Annotated in this window: 14 protein-coding genes and 1 pseudogene; 7 read left to right on the top strand and 8 right to left on the bottom strand. The window is 39.4% G+C overall.

Features of this window, described 5'->3' with window-relative positions:
• Positions 1-5: 5 nt before the first annotated feature.
• Complete coding sequence (gene speY, locus AN486_RS07300; RefSeq protein WP_290599903.1) at positions 6-1154, bottom strand: deoxyhypusine synthase; 1149 nt, start codon at positions 1152-1154, stop codon at positions 6-8.
• Between the two features lie 47 nt (positions 1155-1201).
• Here speY and AN486_RS07295 point away from each other — a divergent pair.
• From AN486_RS07295 to cobO, 3 genes and pseudogenes are all read left to right on the top strand, one after another.
• Positions 1202-1324: pseudogene (locus AN486_RS07295) on the top strand (DUF433 domain-containing protein); the annotation flags it as partial.
• Positions 1325-1354: 30 nt separating this feature from the next.
• A complete protein-coding gene (locus AN486_RS07290) occupies positions 1355-1483 on the top strand; it encodes a hypothetical protein (RefSeq protein ID WP_290599901.1) in 129 nt (42 codons plus the stop codon).
• A gap of 454 nt (positions 1484-1937) precedes the next feature.
• Positions 1938-2624, top strand: coding sequence for a cob(I)yrinic acid a,c-diamide adenosyltransferase (gene cobO / locus AN486_RS07285; RefSeq protein ID WP_053540288.1), 687 nt, complete (start codon positions 1938-1940; stop codon positions 2622-2624).
• Between the two features lie 216 nt (positions 2625-2840).
• Here the strand turns inward: cobO and AN486_RS07280 are convergent, their stop codons facing one another.
• The 4 genes from AN486_RS07280 to AN486_RS07265 all read right to left on the bottom strand — a co-directional run bounded on the left by AN486_RS07280 (position 2841) and on the right by AN486_RS07265 (position 8205).
• On the bottom strand, positions 2841-3539 hold the full coding sequence (locus AN486_RS07280; RefSeq protein ID WP_053540289.1) for a hypothetical protein: 699 nt from the start codon (positions 3537-3539) through the stop codon (positions 2841-2843).
• A 436-nt stretch (positions 3540-3975) separates the two neighbouring features.
• Positions 3976-4959 (bottom strand): RNA polymerase sigma factor, RpoD/SigA family, encoded by a 984-nt coding sequence (locus AN486_RS07275; protein ID WP_290599898.1) that lies wholly within the window; start codon positions 4957-4959, stop codon positions 3976-3978.
• Between the two features lie 586 nt (positions 4960-5545).
• Positions 5546-7276 (bottom strand): ATP-binding protein, encoded by a 1731-nt coding sequence (locus tag AN486_RS07270; RefSeq protein WP_039199949.1) that lies wholly within the window; start codon positions 7274-7276, stop codon positions 5546-5548.
• A 134-nt stretch (positions 7277-7410) separates the two neighbouring features.
• On the bottom strand, positions 7411-8205 hold the full coding sequence (locus AN486_RS07265) for a glutathione S-transferase family protein (protein WP_053540290.1): 795 nt from the start codon (positions 8203-8205) through the stop codon (positions 7411-7413).
• Positions 8206-8940: 735 nt separating this feature from the next.
• Between AN486_RS07265 and AN486_RS07260 the strand changes: the two genes are divergently transcribed.
• A complete protein-coding gene (locus AN486_RS07260) occupies positions 8941-9600 on the top strand; it encodes a fasciclin domain-containing protein (protein ID WP_053540291.1) in 660 nt (219 codons plus the stop codon).
• A 243-nt stretch (positions 9601-9843) separates the two neighbouring features.
• Here the strand turns inward: AN486_RS07260 and AN486_RS07255 are convergent, their stop codons facing one another.
• A complete protein-coding gene (locus AN486_RS07255) occupies positions 9844-10395 on the bottom strand; it encodes a DUF892 family protein (RefSeq protein WP_053540292.1) in 552 nt (183 codons plus the stop codon).
• 297 nt (positions 10396-10692) lie between these two features.
• Here AN486_RS07255 and AN486_RS07250 point away from each other — a divergent pair, with 297 nt between their 5' ends.
• The gene (locus AN486_RS07250; protein ID WP_039200245.1) at positions 10693-11373 is read left to right on the top strand and encodes a HEAT repeat domain-containing protein; all 681 of its coding nucleotides are present in this window, start codon (positions 10693-10695) and stop codon (positions 11371-11373) included.
• Between the two features lie 233 nt (positions 11374-11606).
• Entirely contained in the window at positions 11607-12173 is a 567-nt protein-coding gene (locus AN486_RS07245) for a phycobiliprotein lyase (protein WP_168635055.1), read from the top strand.
• A 230-nt stretch (positions 12174-12403) separates the two neighbouring features.
• Here the strand turns inward: AN486_RS07245 and AN486_RS07240 are convergent, their stop codons facing one another.
• Positions 12404-13882 carry a site-2 protease family protein gene (locus AN486_RS07240; RefSeq protein WP_168635056.1) on the bottom strand — a complete coding sequence of 493 codons (1479 nt, stop codon included), beginning with the start codon at positions 13880-13882 and terminating at the stop codon, positions 12404-12406.
• Positions 13883-14048: 166 nt separating this feature from the next.
• Between AN486_RS07240 and AN486_RS07235 the strand changes: the two genes are divergently transcribed.
• On the top strand, positions 14049-14759 hold the full coding sequence (locus tag AN486_RS07235) for a hypothetical protein (RefSeq protein ID WP_053540294.1): 711 nt from the start codon (positions 14049-14051) through the stop codon (positions 14757-14759).
• Between the two features lie 99 nt (positions 14760-14858).
• Here AN486_RS07235 and ctpA read toward each other — a convergent pair whose 3' ends face one another.
• Positions 14859-16112, bottom strand: a complete 1254-nt coding sequence (ctpA, locus tag AN486_RS07230) for a carboxyl-terminal processing protease CtpA (RefSeq protein WP_168635057.1) — start codon at positions 16110-16112, stop codon at positions 14859-14861.
• Positions 16113-16405: the final 293 nt, after the last annotated feature.

Raw genomic sequence — 16405 nt, 5'->3', positions numbered from 1 at the left:
AAACCCTAACCTTTAACTGGTGTGCCGCAGGGATAAGTAGCGGCTTTTTCCTTACTACCCTCACTCACAGGCTGATCTTTAGCTGCTAGATAGTCTTTTTGCAATGTATCTAGTAAAGCTTCCCGTCCATCATACAGCCGTTTTAGGGGGCGTGGTGGACATTGATTAAGAGTGTATGCTGTCACCAAAGGTAGAGCGATCGTACTATCGGTATAACAAACAATAGCGCTAGGTAACTCATCGGGGTCAATTTTACCCCAACTCACAGCTTCAGCAGGAGTCGCCCCAGACAAACCACCAGTATCAGGACGGGCATCAGTAAACTGAATAAAGAAGTCATGTCCCCGTTCTTCCAATCCTAAAACCTCGTGAAGTTGCGGTTGTGTTTGTAATAAAAAGTTTTTAGGACTACCACCACCAATAATTACCGCTGCACTTGTACCGTCGTTTTCTCGCGCCCCATAGACGATAGCTGCGGTTTCATTGACATCAATGGACGGATCTATTACCAGCTTTGAACCTTCTAAAGCCAAAGCAGCCACATTCATCCCAATGGAACTATCTCCAGGAGAAGAAGTATAAATAGGTACGCCACATTCATAGGCTGTCGCCAATAAGCAGGAATTTTTGACACCCAATTGCTTTTCGATTTCCCAGACGCACTTACCCAGTAAATGATGAAATTCCGCAGTTCCCATGCGCTTTTGGAAAGGTTCAGCTTGGAGAACTTTGCGAATAAAAGCGTCCGTTTCTAGCAGTACGTCGTAACCAAAAATAATGTCATAAATTCTGATTGTTCCTTCTTCTCGCAATTTGACATCATCTAAAAAGGGACTACCCGCAAATAGTTCAAAACCCAAACCATAGTGCATATCATGGTAAAGATTCGCACCTGTGCAAATCATCCAGTCAATAAAACCATTGCGAATGAGAGGCGCAAGGGCGGAAACTCCAAAACCTGCCGGTGTCATCGCCCCAGATAGGCTTACTCCTACGGTGACACCCTCTTGAAACACTTCCTTAGTTAGCAGTTGACAGGCTTCCCGCAACCGGGCTGAGTTGTAAGCGGTAAAATAGGTATCAATCAAGTCAACCACGCTAACATTTTTAGACATGGGAATAGGTGCAATTTTCTTACCTGGCTTTTGTGACATTTTTGGGAAATCCTGAATAGCAAATACACTGGATATAATGTTATCGCATTAGGATAGGCAAAACTCGTGTAACACTAGATACGGTAATTGCTGTTTTTAAACAAGGAACAACAGCAGAAGAAATTGCTTACCGTTATCCATCCCTTAAACTTGCTGATATTTATGCTACCATTGCCTTCTATCTCAATCATCAACAAGAAGTGGAAGTGTATTTACAGCAAAGACACCAACAAGCACAGGAAGTTCGTAAAATAAATGAGGTCAGATTTGATTCCCAAGGGTTGCGTGATAGATTGTTGGCGCGGAAAGCAGAACGGGAAGTATGTTAAAACTGCTTGCTGACGAAAATTTTGATAATACTATTGTCAGGGGATTGTTACGACGTAACCACCTTTACCAACTCAGTTGGTGATGTTGTACTGGACATTCACGATATCTCAGATATCGGGGAATGTCTCGGTTAAAAGTATCAGCAATTAGAACTTTGTTTTAATGTTGGTCCGATTGAGATATAAAATATAAGCAGAGTAAAAGCTTGAAAAGATCGACTTAGCGTTACTCTGCGTCGAAAAATGCGATCGCTCTTTTTGGTTTACAATAAGATTATCCCAGAGGATTAACTCGGAAACCGATGCCAACCCTCACAGATATTTCTACTTTTTATTAAGATCACAGCTAACATAATTTATGTGATTTCTGGTCTATCATAACTAATGAATTTGTCGAAGCAGAAAAATTATACTTCATGTTCTTAGTCTTAACAGTTATTTATCAACAGGATTTATGAAAAGCGACACACCAGAAGAATTACATCCAGATTCAGCAGATCAAGAGATTTCCCGGTTAATTGATGAGGTAATATCAACATCCCAAACTGATGAAAAATACCGTCAAAAAATGCAGCGACGGAAAGAAGTCCAAGATCAACGCATAGCTAAAGCCATACCGGAAAAAGGCTTAATTATCGTCAATACTGGTCATGGTAAGGGTAAAACTACTGCGGCTTTGGGAATGGTTTTGCGATCGCTCGGACATGGACATAAAGTAGCCATAGTGCAATTCATCAAAGGCGCATGGGAACCAGCAGAAAAACGTGCTTTTAGCCACTGGGAAAACCAACTCGAATTTCATGCAATGGGAGAAGGCTTTACATGGGAAACTCAAGATCGTGATCGTGATCTTGATAAAGCTGCTGCTGCTTGGGAAAAATCCCTAGAATTTATCAACAACCCAGACTTTAAATTAGTTCTCCTCGATGAAATTAATATTGCTCTGAAACTGGGTTATTTACAGGTTGAAGAAGTATTAGCAGGTTTAGCTCAAAAACCAGCAGACAAGCACGTAATTCTCACGGGAAGAGGCGCACCACCGGCATTAATTGAAAAAGCCGATTTAGTCACTGAAATGACATTAGTTAAGCATCCTTTTAAGGATCAAGGGGTGAAAGCTCAAGCAGGAATTGAGTATTAATTCAAATTAGTCATTGGTCATTAGTTATTGGTCATTGGTCATTGGTCATTGGTCGTTGGTCATTGGTCATTAACTTATTTCTCCCTGCTTTATAGCATTTCCTAATCATATCGAGTATATTTATAGCCTCCTCCTCGCTTGCGGGGAGGGGGTTGGGGTTCTTGTACCTCACTAAAAAATGCTATATCCCAAGGACAATTATTTACGTCCACCTACTTATTTAAAACCATCGCTTCCTTGTTGGCATATCTGCAAAATTTCCCTATCATTAGAACTTACAGAACTCAACTGATGATAGTCTTGTAATGTTACTGAATAAGGATAAGTTGTGAACTCATTTTCATTAACTTTAGGGATCGTACTTGCTGTAGAAACCTCCATTACACCAACTTCACCGGGAGAACTTTTCACTGTCATTGCTAATTCTCCTGACTTAGCTAAAGTTCCTTGAAAACAACTAAATTCAGAGTGAGGAACATACAAAGCACCAATAATTTTACTTTGTTGTTTTTGAAAGAGAATGTAACCTTGTCCTAATTCATTTGGTGTGGATGATTGTCCATAAAGATAAGTCCCATCTTGTTCGGGAAATTGGATTTGTCCTTTTCTCCCCAATTCTCTCGTATTTGTAGATAATGCTGTGATATTTTCTGTTAACTTATCAGTAGATATCTGATTAGAAATATTCACTGGTGATTTTTGCATAGCTTCCTCTTTAATCACAGCAGGATCAAAGTTAATCTGTCTTTGATTTATGGGTACTACATAATTAGTAGTTAAGGCCGTTGATGAGAGGAGTTTGTAATGTTGTTGACTAGAATAACTAATACCCAAAATACCAACCGAAACAATTAGTCCAACAATGGGAAATTTAAATTGGCTAGAAGTCATTAATTTGGAAATATGATTAAGCATCGGATTTCTCCTGTAATAAAGCTAACTATTGTTCTTTCCTGGATTTTTGCCATAATAACTGAATACTCATTACTGACGATTCCCTCAAAAGTTTTATCTATATATTTAATTTTAAATTCAGCAAAAACTCACCATTTATGTAAATTTGGGGAATAATCTCAGATTATCATTAGTTAATAAATTTATCCATCAGTTCATAAAATCCTCCACCGGAGGGATGTAAAATCGAGATTGAAAATTCTCAGCCTGTTTCAATGTTTAATTCTTGTATTGATCTGCCAGTAGATACAACTTCCCATCTACAGATTTCGCAAAATAAATCAGAAATTTGCAGAACCTTTTCTATTTCTTCAAAAAAAATCGCCCCCTGTTTTGAACTCAGGAGGCGCATCACCAAGAGGAATGCTTCAAGATACGCTGTTGCGTGTATACTGTTTTAGCTGGCAACGTATTCTTTGACATTAGCTCGACGGCGACGTAAATGTGCAAGGGCTTGATGCTCTAATTGGCGGACTCGTTCCCGACTGAGGTTCAACCGTTCACCAACTTTCGCCAAGGACATTTCATTTCCATCTTCTAAACCAAAGCGTAAGGCGACAACTTGACGCTGTTGGGGTGTGAGTTCTGCAAGTAAATTATTCAAGTCTTGACGTAGAAACTCTTGAGTAGTGTAATACTCAGGGGAAGGACCGTCATCTTCCAACATTTCTTGTAATTCGGTATCTTGGTTTTCACCGACGCGCACATCTAAAGAGACTGGTTGACGCGCCATATTCAGATATTCACGAATCTGAGCCGGTTCTAACTCCAGTTCTTTGGCGATTTCTGTCGGTGAGGGTGATCTTCCTAGCTTTTGTGCTAACTCCCGTTGAACTTTTTTAATTTTGTTCAATTTTTCGGTAATATGGATTGGTAGGCGAATGGTTCGACCTTGTTGGGCGATCGCTCTGGTAATTGCCTGACGAATCCACCAGTAGGCATAGGTTGAGAACTTATAACCCCGCATAGGATCAAATTTCTCCACACCCCGTTCTAATCCCAAAGTACCTTCCTGGATTAAATCCAGAAATTCCATATTTCGCTTTTGATATTTTTTTGCAATAGCTACAACCAAGCGTAAATTAGCCTCAATCATTTTTTGCTTGGCTCGCTTACCTTGTACCATCAGATGATTTATTTCTGTTTCTGATTGATTAACACGGGCAGCCCATTCTGATGAACTAGGTTCATGATCAATTTCCTTCCTCAAAGCTTCTTTAGCTTCTAGCAGCGCCATCATCTGCTGTACTTGTTTACCGTAGATAATCTCTTGTTCACGGCTTAACAAAGGTACACGACCAATTTCTCGCAGATAGGTTCTGACCATATCAGCGGTAAATTTGGCATTGACATTCTCTGTATGATTTTTAACTGTAGGCATTGGTGCTTTTATCCTCTACTCCTTAAACATAATCAATATTTTTTTAACAAAGGCAATTCGTAAGCTTACAATATACATCACTGGATATGAAAAGCTACCATCAAGCATGATTGATATTGATCCAACCTTTATGAAGATGTTGTTAGTCTAAAAATATGTCTCCTTACCCTCTCTATAATTTTGATTTTGGAGTTTTAGCAGAAATACATTGGGTTGGTGGCTAGAATTCTTTTGTTTAAGTTATCTAGTAGTCGTTTTGAAACCGGAGTCAGTATGAGTTTACATTGGTTTTATGTTACGACAAACAGAGTCAATAGTAAAGTTCCCAGATAATAAATACTCTAGTAATCAAGCCAAAAAGTTGATGATTATGGAAACTATTTTTTTTTAACTTCCAAAAACTGTGTTCGCATATCCATAGTGACGCGAAAACCCCTCTAAAGTTGCTTTTGATTAGCCGGATAACCGAACTTGAGCTACTTGGATAATGGAGGGATGTTACGAAATTGTTAGTTGTCCGTTGTCCGTTGTCTGTTGTCTGTTGTCTGTTGTCTGTTGTCTGTTGTCTGTTATTGACTTGAAACTACTAAAAACCTAAATCTGCTTTTGCTAGTTCAGCAGCGGTGAATACTTCCTCATCTGTTTTTTCTTCCCAAGCGATCGCACCAATTTCGGAATAAAAGGTAGAATCATAGGGACGAGTCCGCACGACTACTGGCATAGGAACAGCATGACCTAAAATTAAAGCTTGTTGTTTAGAGTCCAACTTAGCTAAGACTGAGCGTAAACCACCCGCACCAGATACACCTGTAAAAATAGCATCAATATCTTTTTCGTCATTCAGCAAAGCGGTGATTCGAGTCCCAATCTGAGACATGACTTCATTATCTATCCCTGATGGACGTTGATCAACTACCAAAAGCGTGACAAAATATTTTCGTAGTTCTCTAGCAATAGTTCCAAAAATTGTACTTTGTACCACTCCTGGGTCAAGAAAGCGGTGTGCTTCCTCTATTGTAATCATTAATGGTGTCGGCCGATCCAAAGGATTTTTACTTTGGAGAAATTTATCAGCTTTTTTGACATAATGCTCATGTATCCGTCTGGTAATCATATTCGTCACCAGCATATATGAGAGCATATTGGACTGGGAACCAAATTCGATAACTACGTTTTTTCCAGCTTCTAAAGATTGGACGATATTTTTAATATAATTTTGCGGACAAGCACTTCGCATATATTTTAAACTATCTAAGCGAAAAAGTTTCCGCTGTAATGCCATAATTGAGCCTTTGTGTCCGCGTTTTTCGTCACAAAACATCTCAATATCTTCATTACTCATATTTAGTAATTGAATAATCCACGATTTACCCAACTCTGTAAAGAGGATATTAGCATTATCTAAAGCCGCTTCTGAAAGTCCTAAATCACGATTACATAGTTTAATATCTTCAACTTCAACCTGTTCATAGCTTAGATATAGTTCTTGTGCGTCTCTTACACCTCGCCGTTTAGTTGAATCTGGATCAAGTGTGTAAACTTCAACTTGTCCGGGAAATAGTTGTTTTAAACCTTTTACAGTATTAACGTTCTTTCCTTCTGCGACTGCTTCCCAACCATATTCTGAGTGCATATCAAAAATCAAGTTAACAGCCGCATTTTTACGAATAACCCCAGCTAAAATTAACCGTGTCAGGAAAGATTTCCCAGTCCCCGATTTACCAAAAATCCCATTACTCCGTTCCACAAAGCGGTTTAAATCAATGCAAATCGGCACATCCATATCTAAGGGTTTACCGATAGAAAAGTTGTTACGATGAGGGTCATCTTCCCAGCCAAACACTTTGCGGAAGTCCTCCTCATTGGCTTCGTAAACTTGGCTAAAGTGACTAGGAATAGTTTTCACAGGTAATAATTCCATCGTCGTACTGGTTTGGGGTTGAAAGGATGCTAAACCAGTGGACGATGGGATAAAAGAATTAGGGGATTTACCATTGTTAGAAAAGCCAGATTCTGGAGATTCAGGGGTAAACATCAACATGGGTGCTAGGTTGATCATCCCATAAGTACCGCTACCTGCTAATACTTCACGCAGAAAGCTATCTTCCCAATTGGGAGGACTAGCTGTAATGCGGTCATTCGCCATACCCAAGGATACATCTGTTAGCATACAGAAAAAGCGCGATCGCATCCCTTGTACCACGAGAAATTTACCTACCCGCATATCTTCGACAGAAATATCTGGGTGTAATCTGACCTCCAAACCCCCAGTTAGAGAACCTTCAATAACAGAACCTAATGGTAATCCCAAATTCATTTTTGTTTGTTGTTCGTTGTTCGTTGTTATAGCAGGGAACAGGGAACAGGGAACAGGGAACAGGAAATATTGATATTTTTCTTGCCTATTGCCTATTGCCTATTGCCTATTGCCTCTTGCCTATTGCCTCTTGCCTAATCAATTTGAATACTTGTGGGTGAATTTCCTACGGGTGGTGTGATTCCTGGTAATGGTTTTCTAAATTGAGAGTAGATGCGATCGCGCCAAGCGAAAAATGCTTCATAATCAGGATTATTGGCTATACTCGACAACCCTTTCCCTCTGAGAGATACAGGTAAATCCAAATAAGCACCATCAGGAAACTTCAAAAGCATGGATAAACTAGCAACTGTTAAATCAGCTAAAGTTGGTTCATCACCTGTTAAATAAGGACTACCCACTAATAATTGGGTAATAATATCCAAATCTTGTTTTAAGCTAGTAACAGCCGCATTTACCACATCTGGGGTAAAACCGACACCAAAACCCAGTGCTGACAGAAAATCACTAGGAACACCTTCCACAACACTTCTAAGAATATCTGGAGTAGAAACTGGTAACAACGACTTACGAAAACTCTGATCTTGACTAATAGCTGCAAATAGAACCTTTCTACCTTTAACACCTATAGATTCATCAGCCCAATCTTCCAATAATAAAGTCAAAGCGCGTTTTTTGGGATCTATCGGTATCAGGGGATAATCTGGGTATTCTGAATCTAAATATTTAGCGATTTCTGTAGAATCAGCAATATATCTATTGCCATCTTTTAACACTGGAACTTGCTTTTGTCCAGTTAAACGAAATAATTCTAACTGGCCAATTCCTGGTGCAACTTCGATTTTGCGATACTCTAGTCCTTTATAATCTAGGATTAGACGAACTTTTTCGGAAAATTGAGATAGTTCCCACTGATATAGTTCTAGCATATTGTATATTCGGCAACTTGTTTAGTCGTTAGTTTTATAATTGTATCTTTAATTCTTAGCATTTTTCCTGTAAATTTACCATTTTCTGGGTTAAGTTGTTGCCCATCAAGTTGGAAATCACTCGAATTTGTGCAACAATCGGGTTCGGATTTTTATGGACATAAATTGATTTAGCACTGTTCGAGATACTTAAAATTTTCCCAATAGTTCATAGCATAAAATAGCATAAAAGTGTTGAACTTGTTAGAGGATGTTTGAAAAGTTTTTAATGTATAAATAAATCCCTCTGGTAAACCTCTCCAGTATTAAATGTTATTCCTTTTCCCTCTCCTCTTAGGAGCTACGGTCTACACACAAGTTATCAAATCACCATTATTCCTCAAATTACCCCACCCTAACCCTCCCCGATGCTTTGGGGAGGGAACTAATTTTTCCGGTTTCCCCCCAAAGCATCGGGGGGATTAAGGGGGGTAATTTAACTTGTGTGTACACGATAGCCTCTTAGAAGAGAGTTAGGGAGAGGTAGGGAAGGGGGGATAGGTTTCATCTAATACTTTTCAAACAAACTCTTAGATATTATAAATATTCCTACTCCTGACCACTGATTTCTAGATTCTTTGATCACCTTACCTCAATTTTTGCGAAAAATCTTGTTCCTGAGTCAAGAACCTTTTTGGTTGGCAAAATGTGATAAATCTTGGTATAACTTGTATGCAATCAAGATAAACAAAATTTATGAACGCTAATTACAGCAAATTATTGCCCAAAATCACAGCAATTATGGGATTAATGAGTATCGCTCTTTTAACTACTATCCCATCTCCAGCCAAAGAAGTCCGCAATCCCAGACCAAATATTTTCAATGAACCACCTTACAATCGTGGTAGCAAACCTAGTGAAACCGCACCGGTCGCCGAACCCAACCAGCCAGTAAGGGAAGTCCCCACTACACCAGTTAGCAAACCCACCCAGTCAACATCAGTGAATTTAGTGACTTTGCTTGAGAAGAATGAATCTTTTAAAACTCTCGCTAAAGCTTTAAAAGCAGCGGGACTTACAGAAACCTTACAAGGAAAAGGTCTTTTTACCATTTTTGCTCCTACAGACGCAGCATTTGCAAAACTACCAGCGGACGCATTAAAGGATTTATTGAAGCCAGAAAATAAGGAAGTATTGGTCAAGATATTAACTTATCATGTAGTATCTGGTAAGGTCCTCTCCACTGACTTAAAATCTGGGGAAGTGAAAACCGTAGAAGGGGGTGCTATTAATGTTAAAGTTGACCCAGTTACAGGTGTAACTGTAAATGATGCCAAAGTAACTCAGGCAGATATCCAAGGTAGTAACGGTGTTGTTCATGCAATTGATAACGTAATTCTGCCTCCTGATTTATAGATTTTTGAGATTTGAGTGATGAAAATTCGGGCGTTGCTGATTAAGGGTATGAATTCTAGTCTCACGCAAAGGCGCAAAGACGCACTGAGGTTTGAGTTTTAAAGGTTCAATTTGGGAATTTCATACCTCAATTCAGCAACGCCAAAATTCGCAAATTAAAATCCCCGAAGCATGAAAAATCGGGGATTATAATATCCAAAAACACTCAGTATGAACTGGGTTTTTTAGAACATACCAATCATACTAACGAGCCTTAGCAGTAGCCTTAGCTTCAGTTTGCTTTGCTTCTTGAACTAACTGCATCATCAACTGTTCCAGCTTTTGTGCTGTCTGTTCTTCTTGGTGTAGGTTTTGTTCTAACAACTGGACAACTTGGTTTTGTCCCATTTGTTCCGCTACCTTAATTAAACTACGATAACAAGCTATTTCCAATTGTTCAATTTTACTATGCCATTCCGCCAATCCTAAGTCTATAATTTTGGGATTATCGGCAGCTAAAAGGACGAATTTTTGACCTTCACTAATTAAACCAGCCGCAAGATCACAGGTAATTCGCTGTGGTTGCTCTCCTAAAATAGATAAAACCTGTTTCAGGTTTTCGATATGCTGTTCGGTTTCTGGAATATGTGGCTCAATTACAGCTTTCAATTTACTGTTTTGACAACATTGCCACATCATTTGCTGGGCTTCTAAGAAATGATTTTCAGCATCGAACATGATGTTCATTTCATAAATAAGCTGCTGTTGTAAGCTGGTGATTTTTTTCGTACCCGGGCGATCGCTAACTAAAACCATGATCATTCTCCTAATGGTAATTTCGCTGTCTTTAACAGTCGTTCCATTAACCCTACGTCTATTCCGATCTATTCTCCTCTTGCTAAAGACACAGTATAGGTGTGAAGTTTTACTGTTATTTAAGTGACGATATCATACCAAAGTCTGAACTATGATTTGTGTGATCTCTTTGATTTAGATGATTAATGGGGTTTTCATCGCCAAAATCATCCAAATCATCAGAATCACAAGAATCATAGTTTAGACTGCCCCAATTACGTTAAAGTAAAGATAAATTAAGAAATTGCTGTCAAATAAATGGCTGCTCCAAGTTTAGAAGTAATTGCGACTCAGTTAGAAAGTCCAAATTTGCGCGATCGCATGGTAGCTCTTGCTAGTTTGCGTCACATATCTGCCGATGATGCAGTCCCTTTAATTAAAAAGGTTCTAGATGATGAATCCCTGCAACTGCGCTCAATGGCAATATTCGCTCTAGGAATCAAAAAAACCCCAGAGTGCTATTCTATTCTCGTGAAAATTTTAGAAACAGATCCAGATTATGGCATCCGCGCTGATGCTGCCGGTGCATTGGGGTATCTAGAAGATAATAGAGCCTTAGAAGTGCTATCACGGGCATTTTATGAAGATACGGACTGGCTAGTGCGATTTAGTGCTGCCGTATCTTTAGGTAATATCAAAGACCCTCGCGCCCATGATATTCTCATCCAAGCGTTAAATAGCGAAGAAATAGTCATCCAACAAGCGGCTATTTCAGCTTTGGGAGAAATCCGCGATATAAATTCTGTCACACATATTCTCCGTTTTGCCCAATCAGAGGATTGGTTAGTGCGACAACGACTAGCTGAGGCTTTAGGCAATTTACCGACTCCTAAAAGTGTCTCCGCCTTAAAATATCTAGAAAAAGATAGTCATAAAAACGTTGCTGAAGCAGCCAGGATTTCTCTACAAAGACTTGAAGAAACCAACAACCTGAGTTGAACTTAAGTAGGTTGGTGTTGAAAATTGTCGTTATGGCAAGGCAAAAGGCAAGAGGCAAGAGGCAAGAGTGAAGAGGGTTTGGGCGATTTTACATTTCTTTACACAGTTTGGTTTTATTGTGTTCACCTACTTAAAGTCGCCTCCTAGTTTTTATTGACACTTCCCGGTCTAAAGACGCGGGTCTCTTATAATAAAAGGCATTGTTAAAATTGTGATGCAGGACAACTTTATTTATGAACATTGAAGAATTTTTTGAATTAAGTGCTGGAAAATGGTTTTCCCATCGCACCAGTCACCACTTAGCGTTTAAACAGTCAGAAGACGGCAAATCAGACATTGTAATTGAGATGTTAGCCGCTGATCATCCAGAAGTAATTAAACTGTGTGAACAGTATGAAATTGCGCCAAATACGGCTTCCTGTGGGGCGCGAGTTATCTGGAATGGCACAATGGAATGGGATGAAGAAAAACATCAGGGTTCGACTGTTTTAGTCACAGTCCCCAATACAGATAACCCAGATGAAGGTAAATTACTCCGAGAAATGGGTTATGCCGAAAAAGCCCCCGTTGCTGGTAGCTATAAAATCGGTGACGATGGTGCTTTAACTCTAATTACTGAGTATGAAACCATGTGGTCTGAAGAAAGACTATGGTTTGCCAGTCCTAATTTACGGATGCGAGTAAGTGTGCTAAAGCGTTTTGGTGGCTTTAGTATGGCTTCCTTCACTTCTGAAATCCGTATGGGTAGCACAGATGCTTCTAAAAAGGCTACTGAAGCCGCTAATTCACAAGAATCCTAGACTACAATATTGAGGTTGGTAATGGGTAATGGGTAATTGGTCATTGGTCATTACCTCTTGCCTCTTAATTACATTTATATAGGACTCCTATTTGATTTTTGATAGCTTGCGTGGCGTAGCCATACAAAACTCGGTACACCTTCATATTCTCAAATCCTCTTGCCTCTTGCCTCTTGCCTTTTGCCTCTTGCCTTCCTACGCAGGAAAATTCACAGAATCAAACCGGATTCCTATATATGCAACAAATTAGCTAAAACTTTGGGTAATGGTAAAACAATCAACAGTAACAAAGCCATTGATATTAATCCCATAAAATCACGTTTATTATCTAATTCCGTGACATCGTTTAAAGCAGGTTCGTCAACTAAGGGAACAAATAATAAAATAATTGCCCAAAATAAAAATTCTTCTCGGATAAACGAAAGCATTAGTAATAATAATCTGGCAACTTGACCAATAATCACAGCAGTTCGTTGTCCAAACATAGCATGAACAATGTGACCACCATCTAATTGTCCCACAGGCATCAAATTTAATGCGGTGACAATTAATCCTAAGAAACCTGCAACTGCAACTGGATGTAAATCAATGGCAGATTTTGCAGTTAATTCACTTCCTAAAGCCAACTTTGAGAGTAAAGCTAATAGAATCGAATATTTAGGATTGAGTGCATTGGGGTTTAAAAGTCCGGTTTTTTCGGGTAAAGCTACTATTTCTGAATGAGCTAAACCCCAAATTAATAAAGGTATAGTCATAATAAATCCTGCCAATGGACCAGCAATACTCACATCAAATAACGCTTTGCGGTGAGGTATGGGACTCTGGATTTTAATAAAAGCACCAAATGTGCCTAAGAAAAAAGGTATAGGAATAAAATAGGGTAATGTGGTGCGAATTTTGTAGAATTTCGCTGTTAAATAATGACCTAGTTCGTGAGTTCCTAAGATAGTTATTAAGCCCAAAGCATAGGGTAAACCCTGAAAAAATAATGTGAAATCAGATTCTAGTTGGGTGATATTAAAACCCGCAATTTTCAAGCCGATAAAAGTGGTGCTGAATAAAGTTGCTACTAACAATAGTAATGCTAAGACTGGTTCGGAAATTTTTTCTGCGTCTTGTTGGTTATTTGGTTTAACTGCTTGAGGATTGGGAACTAATACAAAGAAGGGTTTATCATTCATCCCTTCTTGAAATATGACTAAAAAGCGATCGCCAAATTGTCCTTCAATATTAGTTTTAATCTGCTCATAAGCCGCACTAGCCATAGTTCGCAACTGTCCCCGACAAATTACCGCTTGGGGACGATACTCAATATTTTGGACATAATATACAGACCAGGGAAAACAATTTCGCAGTTGACTTTCTTCTGCTACGTTAATGGGACGGACGGGCGCTATTTCTACAGGAGGAGTATTATTGGATGGTGATAGATTTTCTGGAGATTGATTTTCTGAATTTACGGGTAATTGCCGACCCCGATTAAACAACACCCAATATAATAATAAACAACCTCCCGATACCCAAAGAATGAGCGCTGATGGGGGAGCTTGTTTAACACCATATATCAGCGTCCAACCAGTCAATACAAATGCAGGTGTCATTAAAACCAACCACAATAACCATACAGGGGTTCTTGTAGCCCGTGCAACGCTCTGTTGCATCATTAAATAAGTCAATGACCCCAGAAGGAGGAGAAACCAAAATGCCATATTATTTTCACTATATTTTGATAGAATGACTTACCTATAATTTTTGTTACAGATTCTAATTATAAGCAAGACTGCACGCCTTAATTTTTCAATCACGGTTCACAGTCATGGTAAACACACTGTAACCTGATTGTTCACCACTCCTTGAGTTTGAGTTTTTTCATTTATGTCTTCTTTTCCCCAGCAGTCGAGTTACAAGACTAAACCACCACGTTCTATTCTGACAAAAAGCCTGTCAACGCCAGAAAATCCTCTGATTTTTACGAATAACAGTATTTTTGCCTTTCCACCTAATCGGGACACTTTAGGAGGGACATCTTACTTCATTATCGGCAATGAAGGAAATATTCTCATAGATTGCCCAGCTTTAGAACAAATAAACCAGGATTTTTTGTCCTTACATGGGGGAATTCGGTGGTTTTTTATCAGTCATCGTGGTGCTATTGGTAAAGCCGCAGAATATCAGCAAATCTTAAATTGCGAAATTCTCATCCAAGAACAAGAAGCCTATTTATTGCCCGGTTCAACTGTCACCACTTTTACTGATGAGTTCACTCTCAATGCCACAACACAAATAATTTGGACACCAGGCCATTCTCCAGGCTCTTCTTGTCTATACTATCGTGAATTTGACGGCGTGTTATTTTCGGGACGGCATTTACTTCCTAACCAGCATGGTGAACCTATGCCACTACGCACTTCTAAAACTTTTCATTGGCTACGACAACTTAAAAGCGTTAAGTTATTAAGCGATCGCTTCACACCACAAACTTTAACTTATTTATGCCCTGGCGCTAATACAGGCTACCTTAGAGGTAAATCCTGTATAGACCAAGCTTACCAAAAAATCACCAACTTGAATTTAGGTGACAGGTGACAGGTGACAGGTGACAGTTAAGAGGGAATAGGGAATAGGGAATAGGGAATAGGGAATAGGGAATAGGGAATAGGGAAAGAAATTCCTACCAATTACCCATTACCAATTACCCATTACCAAATTCTTACTCAAAAGTTCTACAGCCGCCTGATATTGAGTATCTGTCTTTGTGCCGATTTGTTCTCGGTTAAGTGATGGTTGGGAAATAATTTGATCAGGCTTAATTCCCAACTTATTAATATCTCGATGGTTAGGAGTTTCATATTTAGCAATTGTCACCGCCAAACCAGAACCGTCGGACAATTCAAACAAAGATTGAATTAAACCCTTACCAAAAGTTGTTTCCCCAATTAATTGGGCGCGATGATTATCTTGTAATGCACCCGCGAGAATTTCGCTGGCACTGGCAGTTCCTTTATTAACGAGAATTACTAAAGGATCTGTCGTTAAAGCCGGTCCAAAGGCTTCATAGGTTCCCTGAATGCCTTGACGGTTGGCAGTGTAAACGATTGTGCCAGAGTCTAACCATAAACGAGCAGTTTCAATTCCTGCTTGTAAGAGTCCACCGGGATTATTTCTTAAATCAAGAATATAGGCAGACGCGCCTTTTTTTTCTAAAATAGAAATAGCTTGTGCCAACTCAGTAACAGCATTGGCACTAAATTGACTCAGTGATAGATAGCCAATCTTGGTTCCTTGGGGGGATAATCGTAAATCAAAAACAACAGGATTCAGCGAAATGCGATCGCGCACCAAGATAACCTCCTGATCCTGTTCTCCTTCCCTGCCAATTAAAAGCGTAACCACGCTGCCTCTTAATCCACGCATCTGCGCCGCCGCCTCATCAAGAGTCAGATTCTCTGTAGATAAACCCTCAATCTTCAAGATGCGATCGCGTGGTTTTAAACCCGCCCTATCCGCCGGAGAATTATTAATGGGTGTAATCACCTCCAAAACACCAGTTTGGGGATTGAGAGTAATTTGTAATCCCACACCAGTTAACTCTCCAGAAGTGCTAACTTGCAAACTGCGATATTTCTCAGGATCAAGAAACCGGGTAAAAGGATCATCCAAACTCTTTAGCATCGCCTGAATAGTAGTATAGGCTGCTTCATGATTAGCAAAATGTCCTTTTAATGCATTTTGTCGCACATCAAGCCAGCTTTGATGGTTAAAAGTTCCATCCAAATAAGAGCGATTAACAATTCGCCATACTTCATAAACTAACTTCTGTTCTGGAGTCAAAGCCGAAGCCGGCGGAACATATCCTGCAAACACCAAACCAAAAAGCAATAGCAGTAAGCATCCTAGCCGCCAAACCCGTTTGTGAATGAACCCTAATTTCAGTGCCATCTCAGACTTAAATTCCCTAAAAATTTCTGTAATGCTCAGTTGCTGATGAAATCTATCTCTCGACTATGTTACTTTTTTTATAGAAGAAGTGCATTCTTCTCATAAAGTTGCTAGTCCAAATTTATGAGCTGCCCATTCTTCCTGATCAACGATAAAATCATCTTTGGAGTCAACATAGTTAGCGTTGGCTCGTAAAGACAAGAAGACGGGAAGATTTATCAAAAATAGGGTGAGTTACACCCAAATCTACGCTCGTGGACAAATAGAACCCCATTCTCTTGGATGAAGCGAGA

Origin of the sequence: Anabaena sp. AL93 (assembly GCF_001672085.1) — a bacterium.
Lineage (GTDB): Bacteria > Cyanobacteriota > Cyanobacteriia > Cyanobacteriales > Nostocaceae > Dolichospermum > Dolichospermum heterosporum.
This window is presented reverse-complemented; position numbering and strand designations above follow the sequence as displayed.